At 35.4% G+C, this 20,391-nt stretch carries 14 protein-coding genes; 10 read left to right on the top strand and 4 right to left on the bottom strand.

What is annotated here, in order from left to right; all coding sequences use genetic code 11:
• Positions 1 to 253 precede the first annotated feature (253 nt).
• Positions 254 to 2,911 carry a DUF5916 domain-containing protein gene (locus EDF66_RS25250; RefSeq protein WP_132846029.1) on the top strand — a complete coding sequence of 886 codons (2,658 nt, stop codon included), beginning with the start codon at positions 254 to 256 and terminating at the stop codon, positions 2,909 to 2,911.
• 44 nt (positions 2,912 to 2,955) lie between these two features.
• On the opposite strand, the gene EDF66_RS25245 is transcribed toward EDF66_RS25250, so the two are convergent.
• Entirely contained in the window at positions 2,956 to 3,462 is a 507-nt protein-coding gene (locus EDF66_RS25245) for a GNAT family N-acetyltransferase (protein ID WP_132768424.1), read from the bottom strand.
• A gap of 202 nt (positions 3,463 to 3,664) precedes the next feature.
• Positions 3,665 to 4,804 (bottom strand): Atu1372/SO_1960 family protein, encoded by a 1,140-nt coding sequence (locus tag EDF66_RS25240; RefSeq protein ID WP_132846027.1) that lies wholly within the window; start codon positions 4,802 to 4,804, stop codon positions 3,665 to 3,667.
• 68 nt (positions 4,805 to 4,872) lie between these two features.
• Here EDF66_RS25240 and EDF66_RS25235 point away from each other — a divergent pair, with 68 nt between their 5' ends.
• Positions 4,873 to 5,673 carry a helix-turn-helix domain-containing protein gene (locus EDF66_RS25235; RefSeq protein ID WP_132846026.1) on the top strand — a complete coding sequence of 267 codons (801 nt, stop codon included), beginning with the start codon at positions 4,873 to 4,875 and terminating at the stop codon, positions 5,671 to 5,673.
• A 90-nt stretch (positions 5,674 to 5,763) separates the two neighbouring features.
• On the opposite strand, the gene EDF66_RS25230 is transcribed toward EDF66_RS25235, so the two are convergent.
• Positions 5,764 to 7,704, bottom strand: a complete 1,941-nt coding sequence (locus tag EDF66_RS25230) for an oleate hydratase (protein WP_132846024.1) — start codon at positions 7,702 to 7,704, stop codon at positions 5,764 to 5,766.
• Between the two features lie 689 nt (positions 7,705 to 8,393).
• Between EDF66_RS25230 and EDF66_RS25225 the strand changes: the two genes are divergently transcribed.
• Together EDF66_RS25225 and EDF66_RS25220 are read left to right on the top strand one after the other, a co-directional pair.
• Positions 8,394 to 9,785, top strand: a complete 1,392-nt coding sequence (locus EDF66_RS25225) for a DUF1080 domain-containing protein (protein ID WP_132846023.1) — start codon at positions 8,394 to 8,396, stop codon at positions 9,783 to 9,785.
• An 11-nt stretch (positions 9,786 to 9,796) separates the two neighbouring features.
• Entirely contained in the window at positions 9,797 to 11,212 is a 1,416-nt protein-coding gene (locus EDF66_RS25220) for a Gfo/Idh/MocA family oxidoreductase (protein WP_132846021.1), read from the top strand.
• 155 nt (positions 11,213 to 11,367) lie between these two features.
• On the opposite strand, the gene EDF66_RS25215 is transcribed toward EDF66_RS25220, so the two are convergent.
• Positions 11,368 to 12,042: an epimerase gene (locus tag EDF66_RS25215; RefSeq protein WP_132846019.1), complete on the bottom strand. Its 675-nt coding sequence runs from the start codon at positions 12,040 to 12,042 to the stop codon at positions 11,368 to 11,370.
• 392 nt (positions 12,043 to 12,434) lie between these two features.
• Here EDF66_RS25215 and EDF66_RS25210 point away from each other — a divergent pair, with 392 nt between their 5' ends.
• The 6 genes from EDF66_RS25210 (at position 12,435) to EDF66_RS25185 (ending at position 20,255) form a co-directional block, all read left to right on the top strand.
• Positions 12,435 to 13,277, top strand: coding sequence for a universal stress protein (locus EDF66_RS25210; protein WP_132846018.1), 843 nt, complete (start codon positions 12,435 to 12,437; stop codon positions 13,275 to 13,277).
• A gap of 79 nt (positions 13,278 to 13,356) precedes the next feature.
• The gene (locus tag EDF66_RS25205; RefSeq protein WP_243656143.1) at positions 13,357 to 13,731 is read left to right on the top strand and encodes a DUF1304 domain-containing protein; all 375 of its coding nucleotides are present in this window, start codon (positions 13,357 to 13,359) and stop codon (positions 13,729 to 13,731) included.
• A gap of 93 nt (positions 13,732 to 13,824) precedes the next feature.
• A complete protein-coding gene (locus EDF66_RS25200; RefSeq protein WP_132846016.1) occupies positions 13,825 to 14,247 on the top strand; it encodes a hypothetical protein in 423 nt (140 codons plus the stop codon).
• A 179-nt stretch (positions 14,248 to 14,426) separates the two neighbouring features.
• On the top strand, positions 14,427 to 17,555 hold the full coding sequence (locus EDF66_RS25195; protein ID WP_132846014.1) for a SusC/RagA family TonB-linked outer membrane protein: 3,129 nt from the start codon (positions 14,427 to 14,429) through the stop codon (positions 17,553 to 17,555).
• Between the two features lie 10 nt (positions 17,556 to 17,565).
• A complete protein-coding gene (locus EDF66_RS25190) occupies positions 17,566 to 19,020 on the top strand; it encodes a RagB/SusD family nutrient uptake outer membrane protein (RefSeq protein WP_132846013.1) in 1,455 nt (484 codons plus the stop codon).
• A gap of 11 nt (positions 19,021 to 19,031) precedes the next feature.
• Positions 19,032 to 20,255 carry a hypothetical protein gene (locus EDF66_RS25185; RefSeq protein ID WP_132846011.1) on the top strand — a complete coding sequence of 408 codons (1,224 nt, stop codon included), beginning with the start codon at positions 19,032 to 19,034 and terminating at the stop codon, positions 20,253 to 20,255.
• Positions 20,256 to 20,391 lie beyond the last annotated feature (136 nt).

Raw genomic sequence — 20,391 nt, 5'->3', positions numbered from 1 at the left:
ATTGATTACTAAGATAGTGTTTTCATTTAATTTTCCATTTACTTGCGAGAAATATTGTTGGGATGTTTATGGATTGATGTTAGGAACTGAGTTCGGTATGCTTTTTATGAATCTTAATTCTTAACAAAGGAAGTTATCTTGAATAATCTGTTGCAAATTCAATTATAGTATGATTTATTTTATTTAACTTGGTCGATTGACTTATATATAACACCTATATTATATAGAACCTACAAAAATAATTGGATAATTTATGAAATATTATTGTTTCCTGGCTTCTTTGTTCATCCATAGTCTATGTCAGGCTCAGGATCAAAGAAAAGAGGTCGTTTCTTTAGACAGCGCTTATAAAAGAGCGTATCATATTACAAAACTTACAGGAGAACAGCCTCGAATTGATGGGAAACTGGATGAAACTATATGGAAGGATAGGGGAGAATGGTCGGAAAAGTTTTCTCAGGTAATTCCTTTTGAACGCGTTTATACACCCTCATGGACTCGGATGAAAATATTTTATGATGATGAAAATGTTTATGTAGGAGTTTATTGTAAGGATGTACACCCGGAAACCATGAATGCATTTATTGGTAATCGCGATGATAACAGTAATGGAGATTTGATCAGTATTGCATTTGACACCTATCATGATTATCGTGTGGCATCTGAATTTAATGTTAATCTGGGGGGAAATAAGACAGATTTGACGGTGACGGATAAATTATCTGTCAATCTGAGTTGGAATACTGTGTGGGAAGGACGGACGAATATCGACCTTGCAGATTCAAGCTGGACGGCAGAACTGAGGATTCCTTTTAGTCAATTACGTTATAATCAGAAAAATGAAGATGGTATTTGGGGTTTACACGTAAGGCGTATCATTCGGAGAAATAATGAGGTCCAGAATTGGAGTTTAATTCCAATAAAAAATAATGGACATGTTTTTTCTTTTGGAGAGATGCACGGTATGACAGACTTGCCAAAGCCAAGAGGAATTGAATTTTTGCCATACACGATGAGCAAATTTGTCCGAAATCCGAAAGTACCTAACAGCCCTTTTCAGAAAGGGAGCAGGTGGCAAGCCACTGCGGGTTTAGATGCGAAATTTGCACTGAATGATTTTACACTGGATATGACTATAAATCCAGATTATGGTCAGGTTGAACTGGATCCGTCGGTCATGAATCTATCTGCTTTCGAGATTTTTTATGATGAAAAGAGACCTTTTTTTCTTGAAGGTAAACATATTTTGGAGTTTGATAATAATGAAGAGGGGATGATGTTTTACTCCCGTAGAATAGGAGCAATGCCTACTTATCGACCTAAAAATATAGATAATCTGACAAGTTTTGCGAGCACACCAAATCCTATTCCCATTTTAGGTGCTATGAAGTTAACGGGCACGAACAGAAATGGTGTTACAGTTGGGTTTCTGGAAAGCATTACTGCGGAGACTACTTCTAAACTGATGCGAAATGGTGAACCCGATAAAGAGATTACAGAGCCTTTAACCAATTATACGGTGGCTCGTGTACAAAAAAATTGGGAAGGTAATACGCTATTAGGTGGTATGGTAACTTCGGTAAATCGTAAGTTAGGAAGAAAACATCTGGAAGATGCAATGGTTGAAAATGCTTTCACAAGTGGAGTTGATTTTACGCAGTACTTTGCTAAGCGTCTTTACTATATCGATGCAAAAGGTATGTTCAGTACTTTACATGGCTCAGCGGATGCGATCCTTAATACGAAAATGAATGCGACCCACTATTATCAACGTGAATCAGGCTCGGGGTATCTGAATTTAGATCCGGATAAGAAGACCTTACAAGGTACAGGTGGTTATGTAAAAGTGGGTAAGAGAGGAAATGCACAATGGAATTTTGCAGAAACTTTTAGTTGGTCATCACCGGGATTCGATCTTAACAATGTGGGGTATCTTCGTCAATCTGATTTTAAATTTAATGAATCTGAGATCACCTATCGAAAAACAGATCCATGGGGCCCATTTCGTTTTGCAGGAATTAATCTAACGCAGAAAAATATGTGGAATTATGGTGGAAAGGCTATTAATAATAATATTGCACTCCGTTGGAGGAGTTTAAGTACGAAACGTCGTATCGAAATGGATATCAAGGAAACCTTTAACTGGAATACCATTGATAGCCGTCAACTTCGTGGAGGGCCAGACTTAAGATTGAATTCTAATTTTGAATCTAATGTAATGGTTAGTTCAGATCGTGCAAAACGGATCGTTTTTAAATTAGATTATAATGGGCGACACTATTTGGAACAGGAGACAGGGTATAATGCAATACACCCAAGTATGATCTTCCGGTTAGGGGACCATGTTCGTCTTACAGGACAGCTAAATTATGCATGGAATAAAGATAATCTGCAATATGTAAATAGTATTTTACCAACGGAAAACAGTACAGATCGCACGACCTATATTATGGGGCGTATGAAACAACAAACCTATGGTATTACCTTAAATATGCAGATGAATCTAACACCTGATATTTCAATTCAATATTATGGTTCTCCTTTCACTTCAGTTGCTAAATATGATCACTTTAAAGAAGCCGCGAATACAGATTCTCACACTTATGAGGATCGTTTTAGAACGTTTACTGCAGAGGAAATAAGTTTTAATTCAGGTGTTTATGAAGTTGATAAAGGAAACCATGTGCTAAAGTTCAAAGATCCAAACTTTAGTTTTAATGAATTTCGCTCAAACTTAGTTGCGCGCTGGGAGTATCTTCCTGGATCTACTTTGTATCTTGTCTGGGAACATAATCGATCTAATCGTGACGAGATTTATCAAACCGGCTGGGGAAATAATCTAGATCGGATGTTTGGGTTACCCGCAAGCAATACTTTTATGATGAAGATCAATTATTGGATCAATATGTAGTATTCGCTTCTTATCTTGCTGAGGATAAGAAGCGAATAGTTTTTTTATAATGCTATCTCAAACAAGCTAAATGATCCTTCTTTATAATGTTCAGGTAATTCTGGGGTCCATTTAATTTGACTCACTCCTTTAAATATAAAACCACAGCTTATGTAGTAGTTGTTTATTTTATCATTCCCACTATGAGTATCTAGTCTAATGAATTTTTTTTCATTTGCAATTGCATATTCTTTAGCCCAAGCGACGATTTTTGTTACATAAGAATTTCCTCTAAATAGAGGATTTGTCGCTATTCTGTGAATATAAATTGCGTTATCGTTAGCAGATTCTTTCCAGATAACATCATCTTTGAAAGTAAGTACAAATGTACAAGCTACAACTGATCCTTCTAGTATAACAAAATGTCTATTTTCATCGATCTCCTTTTGTACCTGAGCTAATTTAAACCCCTTCCAACCTTTATTACCAACTTGTAGTTTATATGCTGAGGCCTGTTCGTAAACTTTGAAGATATCCTCAATATCATGAGCTGTGCTGTTTCTTATTTCCATTTCTAAATAAATTTCTGATGTACCTGCTTATTTTCGCTTTAGTAACATTATTTGGTGATCTGTGGCAAATATATTTTATTTTTTCCTTTAACAGAGCAAGGATAATGGGATTCAATTGAAAAAGATAGGGATCCACCAGATCACTATAAGCTCTAGGACGAAATGGAAGTTTTTAGCTGATGAACAATGAAACTTAATTTTTTTAGTCAATTTCAAAGATAGCTTGAATTTCTACAGCAGAATTTACAGGAATGGAAGATGCACCAAATGTTGCGCGGGCATGCTTTCCTTTTTCTCCGAAAACATCAACTGTAAGATCAGAGGCTACGTTCATTAAGTCAGCATGCTTGGTATAACCTTCGGGTGTATTGAATATTCCAGTTAACTGAACACAGCGTTTAACCTGTTCGAGATTTCCGCCAACAGCTTCGTTTAGCACAGCTATCACATTCAGCATTGTTGTTCTGGTCGCTTCTTTTACTTGTTGTTCGTTGAGTTCTTTTCCTAATTTTCCAGGGTTAAGAATCTTTCCGTCTTTTAACGCTACCTGGTTGATGAAGATTAAATTACCTGTACGAATGTAAGGTTTGTAATTACCTGCTGGTTGGGGAACTTCTGGTAGTGTAATCTTTTTTTGTTTTAATGTTGATGCAACTGTTGTTTTATTTTCTAACAAAGGAACAGTGCTCTTAAAGAAGGTGCCTTTTAAGGCAAGTGCAATTTTGGCAAAATTTTCACCTTGGAGCTTAATTAAATAGCGCTCACTTTCGCTTGGTCTTTCGACATTTTTTGCAGAGGAAAGACTTGTTGTACCCAATACCGTATTACCTTGTGGAATTTTAAAGTCAATTTTTTCATTACCACGAATGCCATTTGAAACGAGTACCATCCCATGTACAGCGAGGCTATTCCAAATGGATTGAATGGCTAGTTCTTTACCCGCGCCGCTACCTGCAGACATGAAAACGGTAGCAGGCATACCTTCCAAACCATGTTTTGTCCAAAGATCGACAGTCTTTGATAAAAATTCGCTCATAGCAGTACTCATGTTCCCAAAATAAATGGGTGAACCAAAAGCTATTCCATCATATGATGAAAGTTCATTTGGGGTAGCAACAGGAATTTCTTTTAATTTTGCATGCTCATTTTTTTTAACCATTTTGATAATTGCTTCTGCTTGATTGGAACTTTCTAGTCCTTTTGCAAATTCTTTAGCGAGCTCATAAGTGCTTCCATTGTCGGAATGTATGAGTACAAGTACACGCGCTTTTTTTTGTTGTGCGTGTGCTACAATTGAAAATATTGATATTAATGCGATTAATATATTACGTAAGTTAATCATAGATCTTAATTATTATGTTCACTTGCAAAATTAGGTAAGTCATTTTTATTAAATTTGCCAAAAACAACATGCAAAACGACAGATCGAAATGCGGACTTACGGAACAAGGTAAAGGAATCTATGTAGATCTTATTCCAAAGGATATGTATGTTTGGTATGAAGATAATTGGCAACATGATGAACATGAGCATCTTCATGCGCGAAGTCAATTAACTTTTGTAGAAGAGGGGTACCAGTATTTTCATCTGGATCGTAATATATACCTTGTTCCTAAAAATCATGTTATCTGGATTCCTTCGGGTCTCAAACATCGTGTTGTTTCGGAAGCTTCACAGGTGAAACTTATGGTCGTCTTATTTAAATCTGATTTAGAAAACAGTTTTTTTCAGGACATTCATGTATTTCCTGCACCGGCTGTTTTAATAGAGATGCTTCGGTACGCATCAAAATGGAATAAACTTCTTACTGAGGATGAAGAGCAGGCTATATTCTTAAAAGCATTGCAGATTAGCCTGCCTAATTTTTGCAAAGAGAGCAATTACTTACAAATACCTGTACCTGGAGATCAACGTTTGTTGTCTGTTTGCAATTATATAAATAATCACTATACTATAAACCTTAAAATTGAAGAACTTGCCGCGCAGTCCACATTGTCAATCCGTACACTGCAGCGTTTGTTTAAAAAGGAAACAGGAATAACCTTAAAAAAATACATACAACTTATTCGGGTGCTCAAGAGTATTGAGCTCATCGATACGAAACAACATACTTTAAGTGAAATTGGTTTTATGGTTGGATATAAAAGTTTAGCTGCTTTTACAGCGTCTTATTATTCCATTATGCTAAATCATCCAAATAGGAAATATTAAGAAAATCTCTTTTTAACTGTATCGTTTGCGATGATTAAAATAAAAAATCCAATGTAACTGTTGTAATTACATTGGATTTCATGTTGCTGATTAGCCTTTTATACCTTTTATCCAGTCTTTAAACTTGGTGATCTGTTCTTGCACAAAAGATTCATGATCATCATTTTCGTTACTTCCTATTGGTAAAATATGTTCAAAGTATGAACCTTTCAACACCTTTCTTAATAGACCTTCTCCAACGAAAGGCTTATCGTCGTTCAAAGTTTTAGCCGCTTTCAAGAGGTGGCGGATATCATATTGTAAAGGATTAATATCTGGAACTTGTTTATTCAGGTTCAGTAATTCATATACTGCGATTCGTGCTGTTCTCACCGAACTTTCCATGGTGAACACGACATCATTATTTGTTTCAATAAATTGCCCCACAAGGCCTAAATTTTTGCAACCATTTGGGACTACTCTTGGGCGGTCTCCTTTGGCGCGAGGCATAAACATGGAGGTAATGTATGGCATGAATGAGGTTCTTACTATGGTGTTTTTAATCACATCATCCAATTGATCCACAATACCTAGATGAAAACATAATTCGCTCAAAATTTCATCTCCTGTACATGCTGGCATTGTTTTTTTGATGTAGTTACCTTGTTTATCCATAAACAATGCATATACCCATAGAACGAGTACATCGTCAGGTTGTCCAGGGAAATGGGGTTGCCTATTGCAAGTAAAACTCATCAACCAATTGGAATCTGTAATCGTAATTATACCTCCAGTAACTGTTTTTCCAGAATATGGATCGTTTACCGAATATTCCTTCAGTTTATCAATTAAAGCAGAAGGTTTACAAGTTAATGTAGCTGATTCCCACGATGACTTTTCAATATTACTACAAAATTTCTCTGGTTTTCCAAATACTTCCGACTTAGCAGCGAGATTTTTCCATAATTTCCATCCGGCACTTTGTCCACTTGTACTGTTATCGATTTCAATAATGGGTGCTGTTTTATTGTCGCCATAAAACGTATCTTCGGTCATAGAGCCTGTAGTAACGATCACAAAATCTTCCTTTCCTACTGGAATGATTACTTCCTTTCCATCTTGTTCAGTAATGATACTTTCGACGGTTTTCCCTTCCGTATTGCTGTGAATATGTAGATCACTAACTAATACATTTAATCTGATATTAACGCCCTTTTTCTGTAATACACGGCGTAATGGTATAACGAAGGTGTCGTACTGGTTATATTTTGGAAATACAAGCGAAGATAGGTCATTTAGCCCATCAATAGCATGTAGAAAGCGATGCATGTATAGTTTTAGCTCCAGTAAACTATGCCAGTTTTCGAAAGCAAACATGGTTCGCCAAAAAGTCCAGAAATTACTGCTCAAAAATGACTCACTAAAGTAATCCGATATCGTGATATTGTCTAAATCTTCTTTTTTCTTTAATAAAAGTTTAATGATAGCAAGCTGGTCTAATTTTGCTAATCCAAATTTGCTGAAGTCCTTAATTTCTCCATTGTTATGGATCAACCGTGCTTTGGAAAAGTTGGAGTCATTATCATTGATCAAACGGTATTCATCAAGAACTGAATAAGGTTCAGGCATTTCAAGAGCAGGAATATCTTGAAATATGTCCCACAAATTTTCGTAGGTCATATCCATTTCTCGTCCTCCCCGAATCAAATAGCCTTCTGTAGCATTCCCAGATCCGTCCAGGGAACCGCCATCAATGTGAAGTTGCTCTAGAAAGACTATGTTTTCTGCAGGAATATGTCCATCTCTTATGAAATAGTAAGCGGCCGACATACCTGCAATACCACTTCCAATAATATACACTTTACTATTTTGATACGATTTTGGGGGAATACCTTTATTGCGTTGATAATTACCAATTTGATCGGAAAATGGCATTGATTTCTGAGGAGTATTTCGCTGTTGTTCTTTGCTTGAATCGGGTTCGTGATTTACATTACCATAACAACTAGATGCATTAAGTACTTTTTCAAATTTTGAGGTGATTTCTTTCATGATACTGATTTTTTCTTATTTTTAATTTTTACTAAATAATGAGCATTCTTTTTAAAATTTATTTTTCCATTCTAAAATCTAAGCTAATCTGGTTCGCTTAATATGTTAATTGATGCTTTTTAAGTACCTTACTTAATGAAATATTTTTTCACTATCGCTACTGATTCCATAACAGTAATTAATAGATTTTTGTTTAAAATAATTGTTAATTAATGTAAATTCATCTTTTTGTGGTTATTTAAATGCGCTAATTTGTTTTTTTTTAAGTGTAGCATATGAAATGTAAGTATGTGTTATAAGTGACATATTCAAACGTTTTCGTAAATAATTAATTTGTTTTGGTGGATTTTTAGAGATGTAATTGATACTATTGTTTTAATTTTAATAAAATGATAAACCAACTGATTGAAAAATTACTATGATGTATGTTTTCAATTGTAAACCGTTTTATATTATTTCTTGATCAATAATCATATTTATGAGTTAATTTCATAAATTCTTTAATTATTGTTTTTACTAAAGCATTTATCATTGCAATTTATGTGAAAACATATAGTGATTGTCCTGATCATATTGATTAAATATGAATAAAATGAGCCTTGTGCTCAATAACTAATTATGTAGGTGAAACTATTATAGATCAATTCATGCTTTATACGTGATTCATCTTGTTTAAAAATATAATTCCAATGAAAAAAAATGCAATTGTCAAAGCAGTCTTTATCGGTGCAATGTTAAGTAATGGCGTATTCTCATATGCTCAGATGAATACAGATACAGAAAAAGGGTGGATGAGTCTATTTGATGGGAAAACATTAAATGGCTGGAAATCTGTAGGAGGCAAGGCACCCTATTCTGTAGAAGGGGATGCTATTGTTGGACGGATGACTAAAGGGACACCTAATTCATTTTTAATCACCGATAAGGAATACGGTGATTTTATATTAGAGCTAGATGTGAAACTTGAGGGAGACCAAACAAATTCGGGTATTCAGACACGGAGTCATTTAGACCCTACTGCGAATGGCGGACTTGGACGGGTGTATGGTCGTCAGGTTGAAATTGATCCTACTTCAAGATCATGGACAGGTGGAATATATGATGAGGCACGTCGTAGTTGGCTTTATCCGCTGGATCTAAATGAAAATGCAAAGAAGGCTTATAAGCAAGAGAAATATAATCATATCCGAATTGAAGCTATTGGAGATGAGTTACGTACCTGGGTAAATGATATTCCGGTCTCCTATGTCGTGGATACAATTGACCGATCTGGATTTATAGGTCTACAAGTACATAGTATACCTGAGAAATTAGATGGAAAGAAGGTTTACTTTAAAAATATCAAGATCCAAACTTCTAATTTAAAATCTCGTGCTTTTCCTAAAGATATTTACATCGTAAATCTAAAACCTAACGACGTAGTTGCTTCTGAGAAAAAAAATGGAGTTAAATTGCTATTTGACGGAAAGAGCAGCAATGGGTGGCGTAGTGTTAATGGGGCAAAATTTCCGGAAAAGGGTTGGGAAGTAAAAGATGGGCAATTAATGGTTTTGAAGTCCAATGGTGGTGAGTCCACTAATGGTGGCGATATTGTGACAAAAGATAAATATAAGGTTTTTGATCTATCATTTGAATTTAAACTCAGTCCGGGAGCTAATAGCGGCGTTAAATATTTTGTAACACTCAAAGAGAAGACAAAAGGATCTGCTATAGGCTTGGAGTATCAGGTGTTGGACGATAAGTTGCATCCAGACGCAAAGTTAGGTAGAGATGGCAATCGTACATTGGCTTCACTGTATGATTTGATGACATCAAATCAAGATGGACGTGCTCGCAGACCAATTGGTGAGTGGAATAGAGGTCGTGTTGTAGTGACTGCCGATAATAAAGTTGAACACTATTTGAATGGTGTTAAAATGTTGAGCTATGAACGAGGTTCTAAAGAATTTAAGGACTTGGTTGCAAAAAGCAAATATAAGGATTGGGTGAATTTTGGAGAGGCTAATGAAGGTTATATTCTATTGCAGGATCATGGCGATCAAGTATCATTCCGAAGTATTAAAATCAATGCTAGTAACTAAATTATAAAAGTATGAATCATTATTTATCGCGTAGAAGTTTTATGAAAAAATCTGCGTTAGCGGGTGGAGCTGTATTAATGGCAAATAGTGTATTTGGAAACATTAATTTGGCGAAGCCTAATGAACGTGTTAATTTAGCTTGCGTAGGTTTGGGAAACAGAGCTGGAGAAATCATCAAATCGTTATATAAGACCGGTTTATGTAATATTGTTGCCCTTTGCGATGTTGATCTGGGCGCTAAACATACACAGGAGATTCTTTCGATGTTTCCTGATGTACCCCGATTTAAGGATTTCAGAATTATGTTTGATAAAATGTCTAATCAGATTGATGCTGTAAGTATTGGAACACCTGATTTTTCCCATTTCGCGGTTACAATGTTAGCTTTAGATCTTGGGAAGCATGTCTACGTAGAAAAACCTATGGCAAGAACTTTTCTGGAAGTTGAATTGATGACAAATAAAGCAAAGAAATCCCCCAAGCTAGTCACGCAGATGGGTAATCAGGGACATTCGGAAGCTAATTATTTTCAATTTAAAGCATGGAAAGATGCTGGAATTATTAAGGATGTGACGCGTATTGATGCACACATGAATATGCCTCGTAGATGGCATGGTTGGGATGTGCATATGAAAGGGTTTCCAGCTGCTACAGCTGTTCCTCAGACATTGGATTGGGATCTGTGGCAGATGCAGACTATGGGGCATGACTATAATAAAGATTTCGTCAATGGGCAATGGCGATGCTGGTATGATTTTGGCATGGGCGCACTTGGTGATTGGGGAGCACATATATTGGATACTGCTCATGAATTTCTTAATCTGGGTTTACCTACTGAAATTACAGCCGTTAATCTGGAAGGACATAATTCATATTTCTTTCCGATGTCTTCTACACTTAAGTTTCATTTTCCAAAAAGAAGGAGAATGCCTGCAATAGATATTAATTGGTACGATGGATTGAACAATCTTCCTCCGATACCTGAAGGTTATGGTGTTTCAGGATTAGATCCAAATATTCCTGCACCAAGTACAGGGAAGCTTGAACCAGCAAAATTGAACCCAGGTAAAATTATCTATAGTAAAGATCTTCTATTTAAAGGCGGTTCACATGGAAGTACTTTACAAATCATTCCAGAATCTAAAGCGCAAGAACTGCAGTCAAAGTTACCTGTGGTACCAAATTCGCCATCAGACCATTTTGCTAATTTCTTAAAGGGGTGTAAAGGTGAAGAAAAAACAAGATCGCCGTTTGAAATAGCCGGGCCATTGAGTCAAGTTTTTTGTTTAGGTGTTATTGCACAGCGTTTAAATACAAAGCTTATTTTTGATTCTGAAAAGAACGAAATTGTCAATGACATTTTTGCTAATGCTTTATTGGCCGGCCCTCCACCTGCAAAAGGGTGGGAGGAGTATTATCGCATGTAGCCTTGGTTTGAAAGATAGTTGTTGTCGAATAATACCAATAGAGCAATCGCAAATTGCTCTATTGGATTATAGGGGATAAATATGTAAAATAATTATGTGGTGCATATTTAGTGAATAATATTTTTTAATAGGAACTAAGGGAAATTGGATTCTCCTTATTTATTATTAGCAAGAATTGCGATATCCTTAACTTCTATAGTATGTGATGGATATCCGTTAACAGTAATATTTATCATCGCTTTTCCTACCTCTTGTAACGTTAAAAAATAGTTTTTATTGAATGCTCTCAATAATGGAAAAATAGCGTTAATTACTCTGTAAAATCCTTTTACATTTTTAGCCCCTTTATTGGGTTTCATAAATGCTGGTCTGAAATTGTAAACAGATTTAAAAGGAAGTTTCAAAAGATTATTTTCTGTTTTTCCTTTTACTCTTGCCCACATTTGTTTCCCTTTTTCACTGCTATCCGTACCCGCTCCAGATATGTAGCAAAATATGCTATTGGGATTGACCTCAGCAAAGGTTTTTGCAAAACCTAAGGTTAGATCATAAGTAATCTTGGTAAATTGATCTTCATTTATGCCTAAAGATGAAATTCCGGCACAGAAAAAACATGCGTCAAATTCTTTTAATTGATCAGAAATAACGGAGATAGTACTAAAGTCGCTGTGCAGGATTTCCTTAATTTTCCCTCCCGAATATCCACAAGGTTTTCTACCAATGACAAGAATACTTTGAACTTTATCATCAGCAATGCATTCCTGTAGGACACCTTCTCCGACCATTCCACTTGCGCCGGTGATGATCACTTTAATTTTGGAATTAGTCATTTTGTAGTGGTTTCGTTTATTGAGTGTACGTACAGTTTTGAATTCATTTATGATCGTTCATTAATGATTTAATAAGATGTCTAACATGCTCTTTTCTGATTTGAAAGTATTTTCCCAAAATTTTTATAAGAACCAATATTAATCCATTGATCTTGCTCATAGATTAGTTCATTACTAATTTAATGAAAATTAGTATTATAATCAATGAAAGTCAGTACTCGATTCGATGATTTATTTTAATATAATCGTTGTCATTTTTACTGTGTTATATTGTTTGGGTTCATTATACAGGCATAATTGTTGTGTGGATATTTAATGTGGAAAATATTGATTTGTTGGTCAATTATTTTCTAGTAAAATGAATATGTAGCTATCAATTAAATGATTTGATTATGAAGTCTATTCTTATTCTCACCGATTTTTCTTCTGCTACAGAGCAAACAATAGGTTATATCAAAGAAAATGGATTACAGCTTGGTATAGAACGGATATTGATTTATCATTCATTTGGCCCCCAAGGTATTGACACATTGGTGCCTGATGGGATTAAAATTCCTATTCTAGGTGATGAACATCAATTATTTGAAAATTCAATTGCCACACTTCAAAAATTACGCAATGAATTATTAGAAGCATTGCAAGATGTCGAGATCGATGTTCTGATTGACTCTAAACCTGTTGTTGAGGCGGTTCATGAAATCGTACAGGAGAAGAATATTGATCTTGTCGTATTAGGTATAAATGGAAGTGATGATGGGGGTAAAAACAGTGTTGGAAAAATACCTGCCCATTTAATGAAAAACCATAGTTTAGATCTTCTGCTTGTTCCTTCAAACTCGAAATCATATCGTATGGATAATGTAATGCTGGCTTGCGATCTAAAAAATATTGTTCAAATTCTTCCTGATAAGAAGCTAAAAGAGTTTGTACGTGATCTAAACGCACATCTTTTTGTAGTCAATGTTGGTGAGGAAAGTGATATGGATGCGGTATCTTTAGTACAGGAGCAGACCGTTTTACATGAGCTTATCTATGATCTCAATCCTGAGTTTCACTATTTGAAAAGTAAAGACACCGTGCCGGTTTTACTACAATTTGCACAGTCTAAACAAGTTGGGCTCATTGTTGCAGTACCTCTTAAAAGAGGTTTTTTAGAAAATTTATTTCATAAAAGCGAAACAAAAAAGTTAACATTAAATACCAATATTCCATTATTACTGATGCATAAAAGGTAAGTGTTAATTTCTTACTATATATTATTGATAAACCTCTTATTAAAAAATATTGATTAAATTCATTTTTTATATTACTTACATGGAAGGAATTATTGGAATTACAGCAAAAATTGTGATTGGTATTGTTGCTGTAGAACATCTTTATATTTTATGGTTAGAGATGTTTGCATGGGAAACCAAGGGTAAGGAAACATTTAGATCTTTACCTCAACACTTATTTAAGGAGACCAAAGCTCTAGCGGCAAATCAAGGCCTCTACAACGGCTTCTTATCTGCTGGTCTTTTTTGGTCGCTTTTGATAGGAGACTGTTTATGGCAACATAATATAGCTTTGTTTTTTCTAAGTTGTGTTTTTATAGCGGGTATTTATGGGGCTGCAACAGCAGAAAAAGGTATTTTTTTTAAGCAAGCATTACCCGCTTTGATTGGAATTATACTTCTATTATTAAGTTAGAAAAGTTTTATAATTAACTGCTATATATTTTGTTGTATTTATTTGTTTGAATATTCACTTTAGTATTTGATATTTATTTTTAATAGATAATCTTTGTTTTGGATATTTATAAAAGCTATTTTTGCCCAAATTGACTTACAACAAAGAATGAATCTAGGACGAATTTTTATTATGACAATGACTATGGTCTTTCTAATGAAACCGTTTGTTCCTACGCTTTTTTATTTGGCGAATGTCGACTATATCAAGGAGTATTTTTGTGTGAACAAAGATAAACCGATGTTGCATTGTGATGGTACTTGTTTTTTGGCTAAGAAAATCGCAGAATCTAAGAAAAAGGAACAATCTGATCGTCTTCCGGTTGATAATGCAATGGTTCAAGTTGATTGGATCAAAGAAATTCAACATTGTTTCTTAAGTCCTATTATACAAAAATCTAGTAAAGTTGCTTATATCCCAGTTTATTATCATAAAATATATCTAGGAAATCCTTTTCGTCCTCCCCAGTTTACATAAAATATTTTGTTTCTGAATTGAAGTTTTAGAGAACTTCACATCAGTATCCTATGGCTACAGGCCTTATTTTACATTAGTTTTAACAATTGGATGGTTCCGATTATGAAGTTTTTTGTTGCATTATATGAACTATAATGTTAGCGACTGTCATGTGAGCCAAACAAGTATTTTATGTCATTATGCCACTATCTAAAAGTCCTATGGGACTAGGTTATGTGCTCGGCTTGATCATTATATTGCAATTGATCAATAGTCGGGCGCTATTTGCAGGAGTATATCCAGACCAGATTTTATTTAAACAAATTACGATTACTGGGGCCGTTGAGGATGCTAAGGGTAACCCGATTGCTCATGTGACTGTAGTCGAGGTGGGAACAGTTAATCGCACTCAAACGAACCAGTTCGGTCAATTTTCATTAAAAACTAATAATAATACTGCCACATTGCAATTTTCTGCAGTTGGTTTTAAAAATAAGCTTATCCAAGTTAATGCAGGGCATAAAGTCTTGGTTACGCTAGAAGAGGAGTCGAGTATGATTGATGAAGTTGTGGTGACTGCATACGGCAGTGCCAATAAGCGTAATTTCACGGGCTCGTTACAGGAGATAAAAGCGGATAACTTAACGAAAACATCAGCGGCAAGTTTTGAGACTTCATTGCAGGGAAATGTGACAGGTCTTCATGTTTATACTACCGGTCAACCTGGTGGTAAGTCGAGTGTTCAGATTAGGGGGATGGGTTCGATTAATGGAATTAGAGAACCTCTTTATGTATTGGATGGAGTTGTTATGAACAGTGATAACAATTCAAAAATAGGAGGTAACGGCGCCGTTAATCAAATTAATCCACTGACATCTATCAATTCAAATGATATTGAAAGTATTACTGTTTTGAAAGATGCGGCCGCTGCTTCTCTATATGGTTCAAGAGCTGCAAATGGTGTTATCTTAATCACGACAAAAAAAGGACGTAAGGGTGAAACTATTCTTAGTGTACTTTCGCAAGGTGGAATACTTTCTAATCTAACTAAAGAGAAGACTATTTCAAATCAGGACTTTAAACAGCTTTGGCAAGTTGGTCAGGTGAATCAATATATTCAAAATAATGAAGGATCGGATTATACCCGTATTTATAACGATTCACAGTTGTTACAACATTATCAATCTTTGGCTCAAAAAGATTATTCTTCCGTTTATGGTCATGATGATGCGAATTCAAACTGGTTAGATGCCATTTACAGAACAGGAACTACACAACAGTATTCTATTGCTGCAAGTGGTGGGAGTGAGTCGACTCTTTTTTACGCATCGGGTGAATATCTAAAACAAAATGGTACGATTATCAAATCTGACCTCGAACGAAAATCCGGTAGGTTGAATATGGAGAATAGGGCTAAATCATGGTTAAACTTAGGAGCAAATTTATCTGTCGCTCAATCAGACCGTAATAGCGGACAGTATGATTCAGAATACGTTGGCGGATTAAATCCTTTATTTATGGCTAGGGTCTTGCCGCAGGCAGCTCCTATATATGATAAAAACGGTTATCAGGGAATAGCAGACCTACCAAATCTCATTGAAAAAAATGCTAACCCTATCGGAGTGATTGAAGTGGGAAAATATGAAAATAAAGATTTGCGGTTAAGGGGTTCAGCCTTTGCAGAATTAGTATTGCCTTATTCAATTAAATTTAAATCAACTTTAGGTATTGATCATCAAAGTCTGGAAGAGACTTTATATGATAATAAAGTATTTGGAGCTGGAGGAGGACAATGGAATGGAGCGCTTTATGTTGCTCAGGGACAGCGCTCTCAATTAATGACTTCTAATATATTGTCTTATCAAAATAGGATCAATAAGCATTCTTTTGATATTCTTGCTGGATTTGAGGCAGAGGAATCCAAAATGAAGTCCATTAACAATTCAGGATATGATATTTTGGATAATGAATTGTTGTCTTCGAGCAGTATTGGAACATTGTGGTCATGGAATGGTCAATCGGATAACTATGCTTTGATTTCTTATTTCAGTCGTTTGAATTATAATTTATCCAATAAATATTTTATTTCTGGAAGTATACGAAGTGATGGCTCATCGCGATTTGGAAAAGATTCCCGTTGGGGTAATTTTTGGTCGGTTTCGGGAGCATGGTTAATCTCTGATGAGAATTTTATTAATCATAATAAAATTAATCTTTTAAAACTTAGAGGAAGTATGGGGACTAACGGAAATCTGCCGCCAGCTTCTTATGCTTCTTTAGGTTTTTTCACAACAGCAGGTAAGGCTTATGCTTCGGAATCGGGATTGTCTTATGGACAGTTAGCTAATCCGAATTTATCTTGGGAGCTAAGTAAAAATATTGATCTGGGTTTAGATGCGCGATTGTTTAATACTTTAGATATTACATTAGATTATTTTAATAAAAAAACGAGCAATTTATTGTTAAATATACCAGTTTCTTCAACTACAGGATTCACTAGCCAATTGCAAAATTATGGCGAAATGAAGAATTGGGGTTGGGAATTTAATATGAAATACAGAGTAATTGATCATAAAGACTTGAAGTGGGATACACGTATTAATGGGACCATCCTCCATAATGAAATTACTAAGTTACCATCTGATCTTATTCCGACCTATAGTTCATCCAACGGTCAAAATCCCCTTATTACTAAAGTTGGCGAAAGCTTAAATTCATTTTATCTACGAGATTATGCTGGAGTAAACCATGAAAATGGTTTGGCAAGCTACCATGTTCTTAAAGATGGAAGAAGAACAGGCGAGCTGACGACAAATGCAGAGGAGGCCGGATTTGGAATTTTCGGAAATGCTGTACAAAAGGTTCAAGGAGGTTTTTTAAATCAATTTAATTTCAAAAAATTTAGTCTTGATGTATTGTTAAATTATGGAATTGGAGGAAAAGCTTATGATTGGACTGCATTTAAACGTGATGATGATGGTTTTTTACCACAGTTTACAAGCACAAAAGCTCAATTGAACCCTTGGACCCCACTTAATCCAGATTCAAAAGTACCGATACGCATTAACGGTAATAATACTTTTTCAAATGATGTGTCTACCAGACATCTATATAATGCCGATTATTTAAAGGTTAGAAATATACGGTTGAGCTATCATTTGGATAAATTTAGGTTTTTGCAAGGTGCTACCTGTTTTATTCAAGGCGATAATCTGCTTTTATGGACAAAATTAGACGATTTTGATCCTGAAGCAATTACTAATGGAGTCAATTTATTTCAAACGCCAACTTCGAGAAGTGTTTTAATAGGCGTTCAATTCAAATTATAAGATATCTTACATGAGAAATAAATACTATATAAGTGGAGCTTTTATGCTGATTTTGACAATCTTTATGGGGTGTCAGAAGGACTTATTAAATCAAAAGCCGGATCATGTCATATCAGAGGAACTGGTGATCAATTCGGTAGACAAGTTAAAACGCTTGCTCGCGGGATCATATAATGAAATTTCAAATGGTAATTATTTGGGAAGAGTGCTATATAAGCGATCTGCCGTAAAAAGTGCAGATTTTAGATTTGTACAAACCATATACAATCCAAGAAATTATGAACAGATCGAATATCGTTATGAAGAAAGTGGTAATAACAACGGTAGTGCGTCGATATTATGGTTGCAATGTTATAAAGTAATCGGCAACCTCAATCTTATTTTGGCTAATATAGATCGTGCTATTGGTGATGATGCACTTCGTGCACAAATTAAAGCTGAATCTTTAGCATTACGTGGAATGGTCTATTTTGATCTTTCCAGAACATTTGCATATCCATGGATAAAGGATAAAGGAAAGTCACAGGGGATTCCATTAAAGCTTACACCAAATGAGGTAGTTATTGAAAGAGGATCCCTGGCACAGACATACAGTCAGATCTTGATGGATTTACAGATGGCTGAAACTTTGCTAAAGGAGAGTGTTCCCGCAGCAGGGAGTTCCAAGTATATTACTAAAGTTGGAGTACAGGCGCTTATGGCAAGAGTATATTTGTATCAAGAGGATTGGCAGATGGCACTTCATTATGCTCAAAAAGTAATGGAAGTTATACCTGAAGAAAAACTGATGGGATTGACGAATTATGTTTTTTCAGATTATACTTCTGAATCAATATTTGAGCTCAGTGTCACAAATGATAACTCGCCGGGGAGTAATGGTTTAGGTGCTCAATTTGATTTTAGAGCAGGGGGACAGGGAGATATTTTAGCGACACAGACTTTTATTGATTTACTGCGGGAATATGTTGCAGATCCACGTGCTAATCTACTATTGACTGATAAGGAAGGGACGAAGAATGCTTTTGTGAAATACATCAATAGAAGTGGTGGATCTGGCTTAAGTATTCATAACATTCCTGTCATCAGGCTTTCAGAGATTGTGTTAATTGCTGCTGAGGCTTGTGCAAATGGGGCCACAGGAGGAGAAGAAGCTGCACTTCGTTATTTAAATATGTTGATTAAACGAAGAACTGGCGATTTTCAACGGGATAGGGCTACTGAAAGTGGTGTGGGGTTATTAAATAGAATTGCAAAGGAGAGACGGAAAGAATTAGCTCTAGAGGGACATGAAATCTATGATTTGATCAGAACTGGAACGGCTTTAGAAAGGAAGCTAACTGATCATATCAATACTGGACTTAATAGTAAAAATTTGAATATACCAGCTATATCTGTAAAAATGATCTATCCGATTCCGGCTAATGAAATTAGCGCTAGTGGAATGAAACAAACTATTGGTTACTAAAAGTTATTCTTATGAAAAATACAATTAAAATAATTGGATTGCTATATATGATACTATTGCTGTCTGCATGTGATAATAAGCTTAAAAAGGAAACTGATTTTCAGGAAATTCCATTTGAAGAAGGATCAAATGCTGTTCTGCCACATCTAACGTCTTATGCGGGGCAATTATATTTATCTTGGGTAGATACAGTATCTAACTCGAATCCTAGCTTACGGTACAGTAAGCTTCAAAACGGGAAATGGCAACCACAGGTACTACTAGCTTCTGGTAAAAACTGGTTTGTGAATTGGGCCGATTATCCTATGATTGCTATGCATAAAGGGAAGATATTGAGTCATTATCTACAAATCTCAACCACAGGTAAGATGGCTTATGATATTAAATTTAATGTTTCTGATTATCAAGGATCTACTCATTATAAATTGTTGCACAGTGACCATACGGCTACTGAACATGGATTTGTATCTATGATTCCTTATCGTGACAGTAGTTTTTTGGTTACTTGGTTAGATGGTCGAAATATGGTTACTGATGCTCATGCTCATGGACATCATAGTGGAACAATGAGTGTAAGGGTTGCAGAAGTAACAGCTCAGGGTGAAATAAAAGATGAAACTATTGTTGATGACAGTGCATGTACTTGCTGTCAAACGACTACTAGTCTAACAGCAAATGGGCCGGTGGTACTGTATAGAGACTGTACTTCTGATAATATACGTGATATTGTTATTGTAAGAAAGGTGGGAAATGGGTGGACTAAACCGGTTCCTATTCATGCCGATAATTGGTTTATCCAGGGGTGTCCTGTAAATGGACCAAAATCAGCTGCTATTGGTAATACTTTAGCGGTTGCATGGTTTACTGCATCAGATGAAACTCCTCGTGTGCAACTGGTGTTTTCAGGTAATGGTGGAGAGCATTTTATGGATCCTATATTGATCAGTAACAAGCGTGCACTTGGGCGTGTTGATGTAGCCCTTGTTGATACTGACCAAGCGATAGTAAGCTGGATGCAAACTGAAGGTGATTTAACTTATCTATATGCGATGCTCGTTAATAAAGATGGTACAACCGGTCCGTTGAGAAAAGTTACACAACTTTCATCTAGTCGAAAGAGTGGTTTTCCTCAGATGGAGCTTGTAGGAGATCAGGTATATTTCGCATGGGTGGAATTACAAAATAATGATACGAAACTCAGAACGGTATCAAAACCTATAAATCAGTTTAAATAAGAGAAAGTGCTATATGTAACCTTAATTTATAAATAATGTATCGTCCTAGAATAGGTTGACATATAAATTTAACGATAATTATCCTTACTTGACTATTTCAAGTAAGGATTTTTTGTTTATGTACTTGACTAGGTGT

Source organism: Sphingobacterium sp. JUb20 (assembly GCF_004342035.1).
Lineage (GTDB): Bacteria > Bacteroidota > Bacteroidia > Sphingobacteriales > Sphingobacteriaceae > Sphingobacterium > Sphingobacterium anhuiense.
Note: the sequence above shows the minus strand (reverse complement) of the source record. Positions and strands in the feature narration are given on the sequence as shown.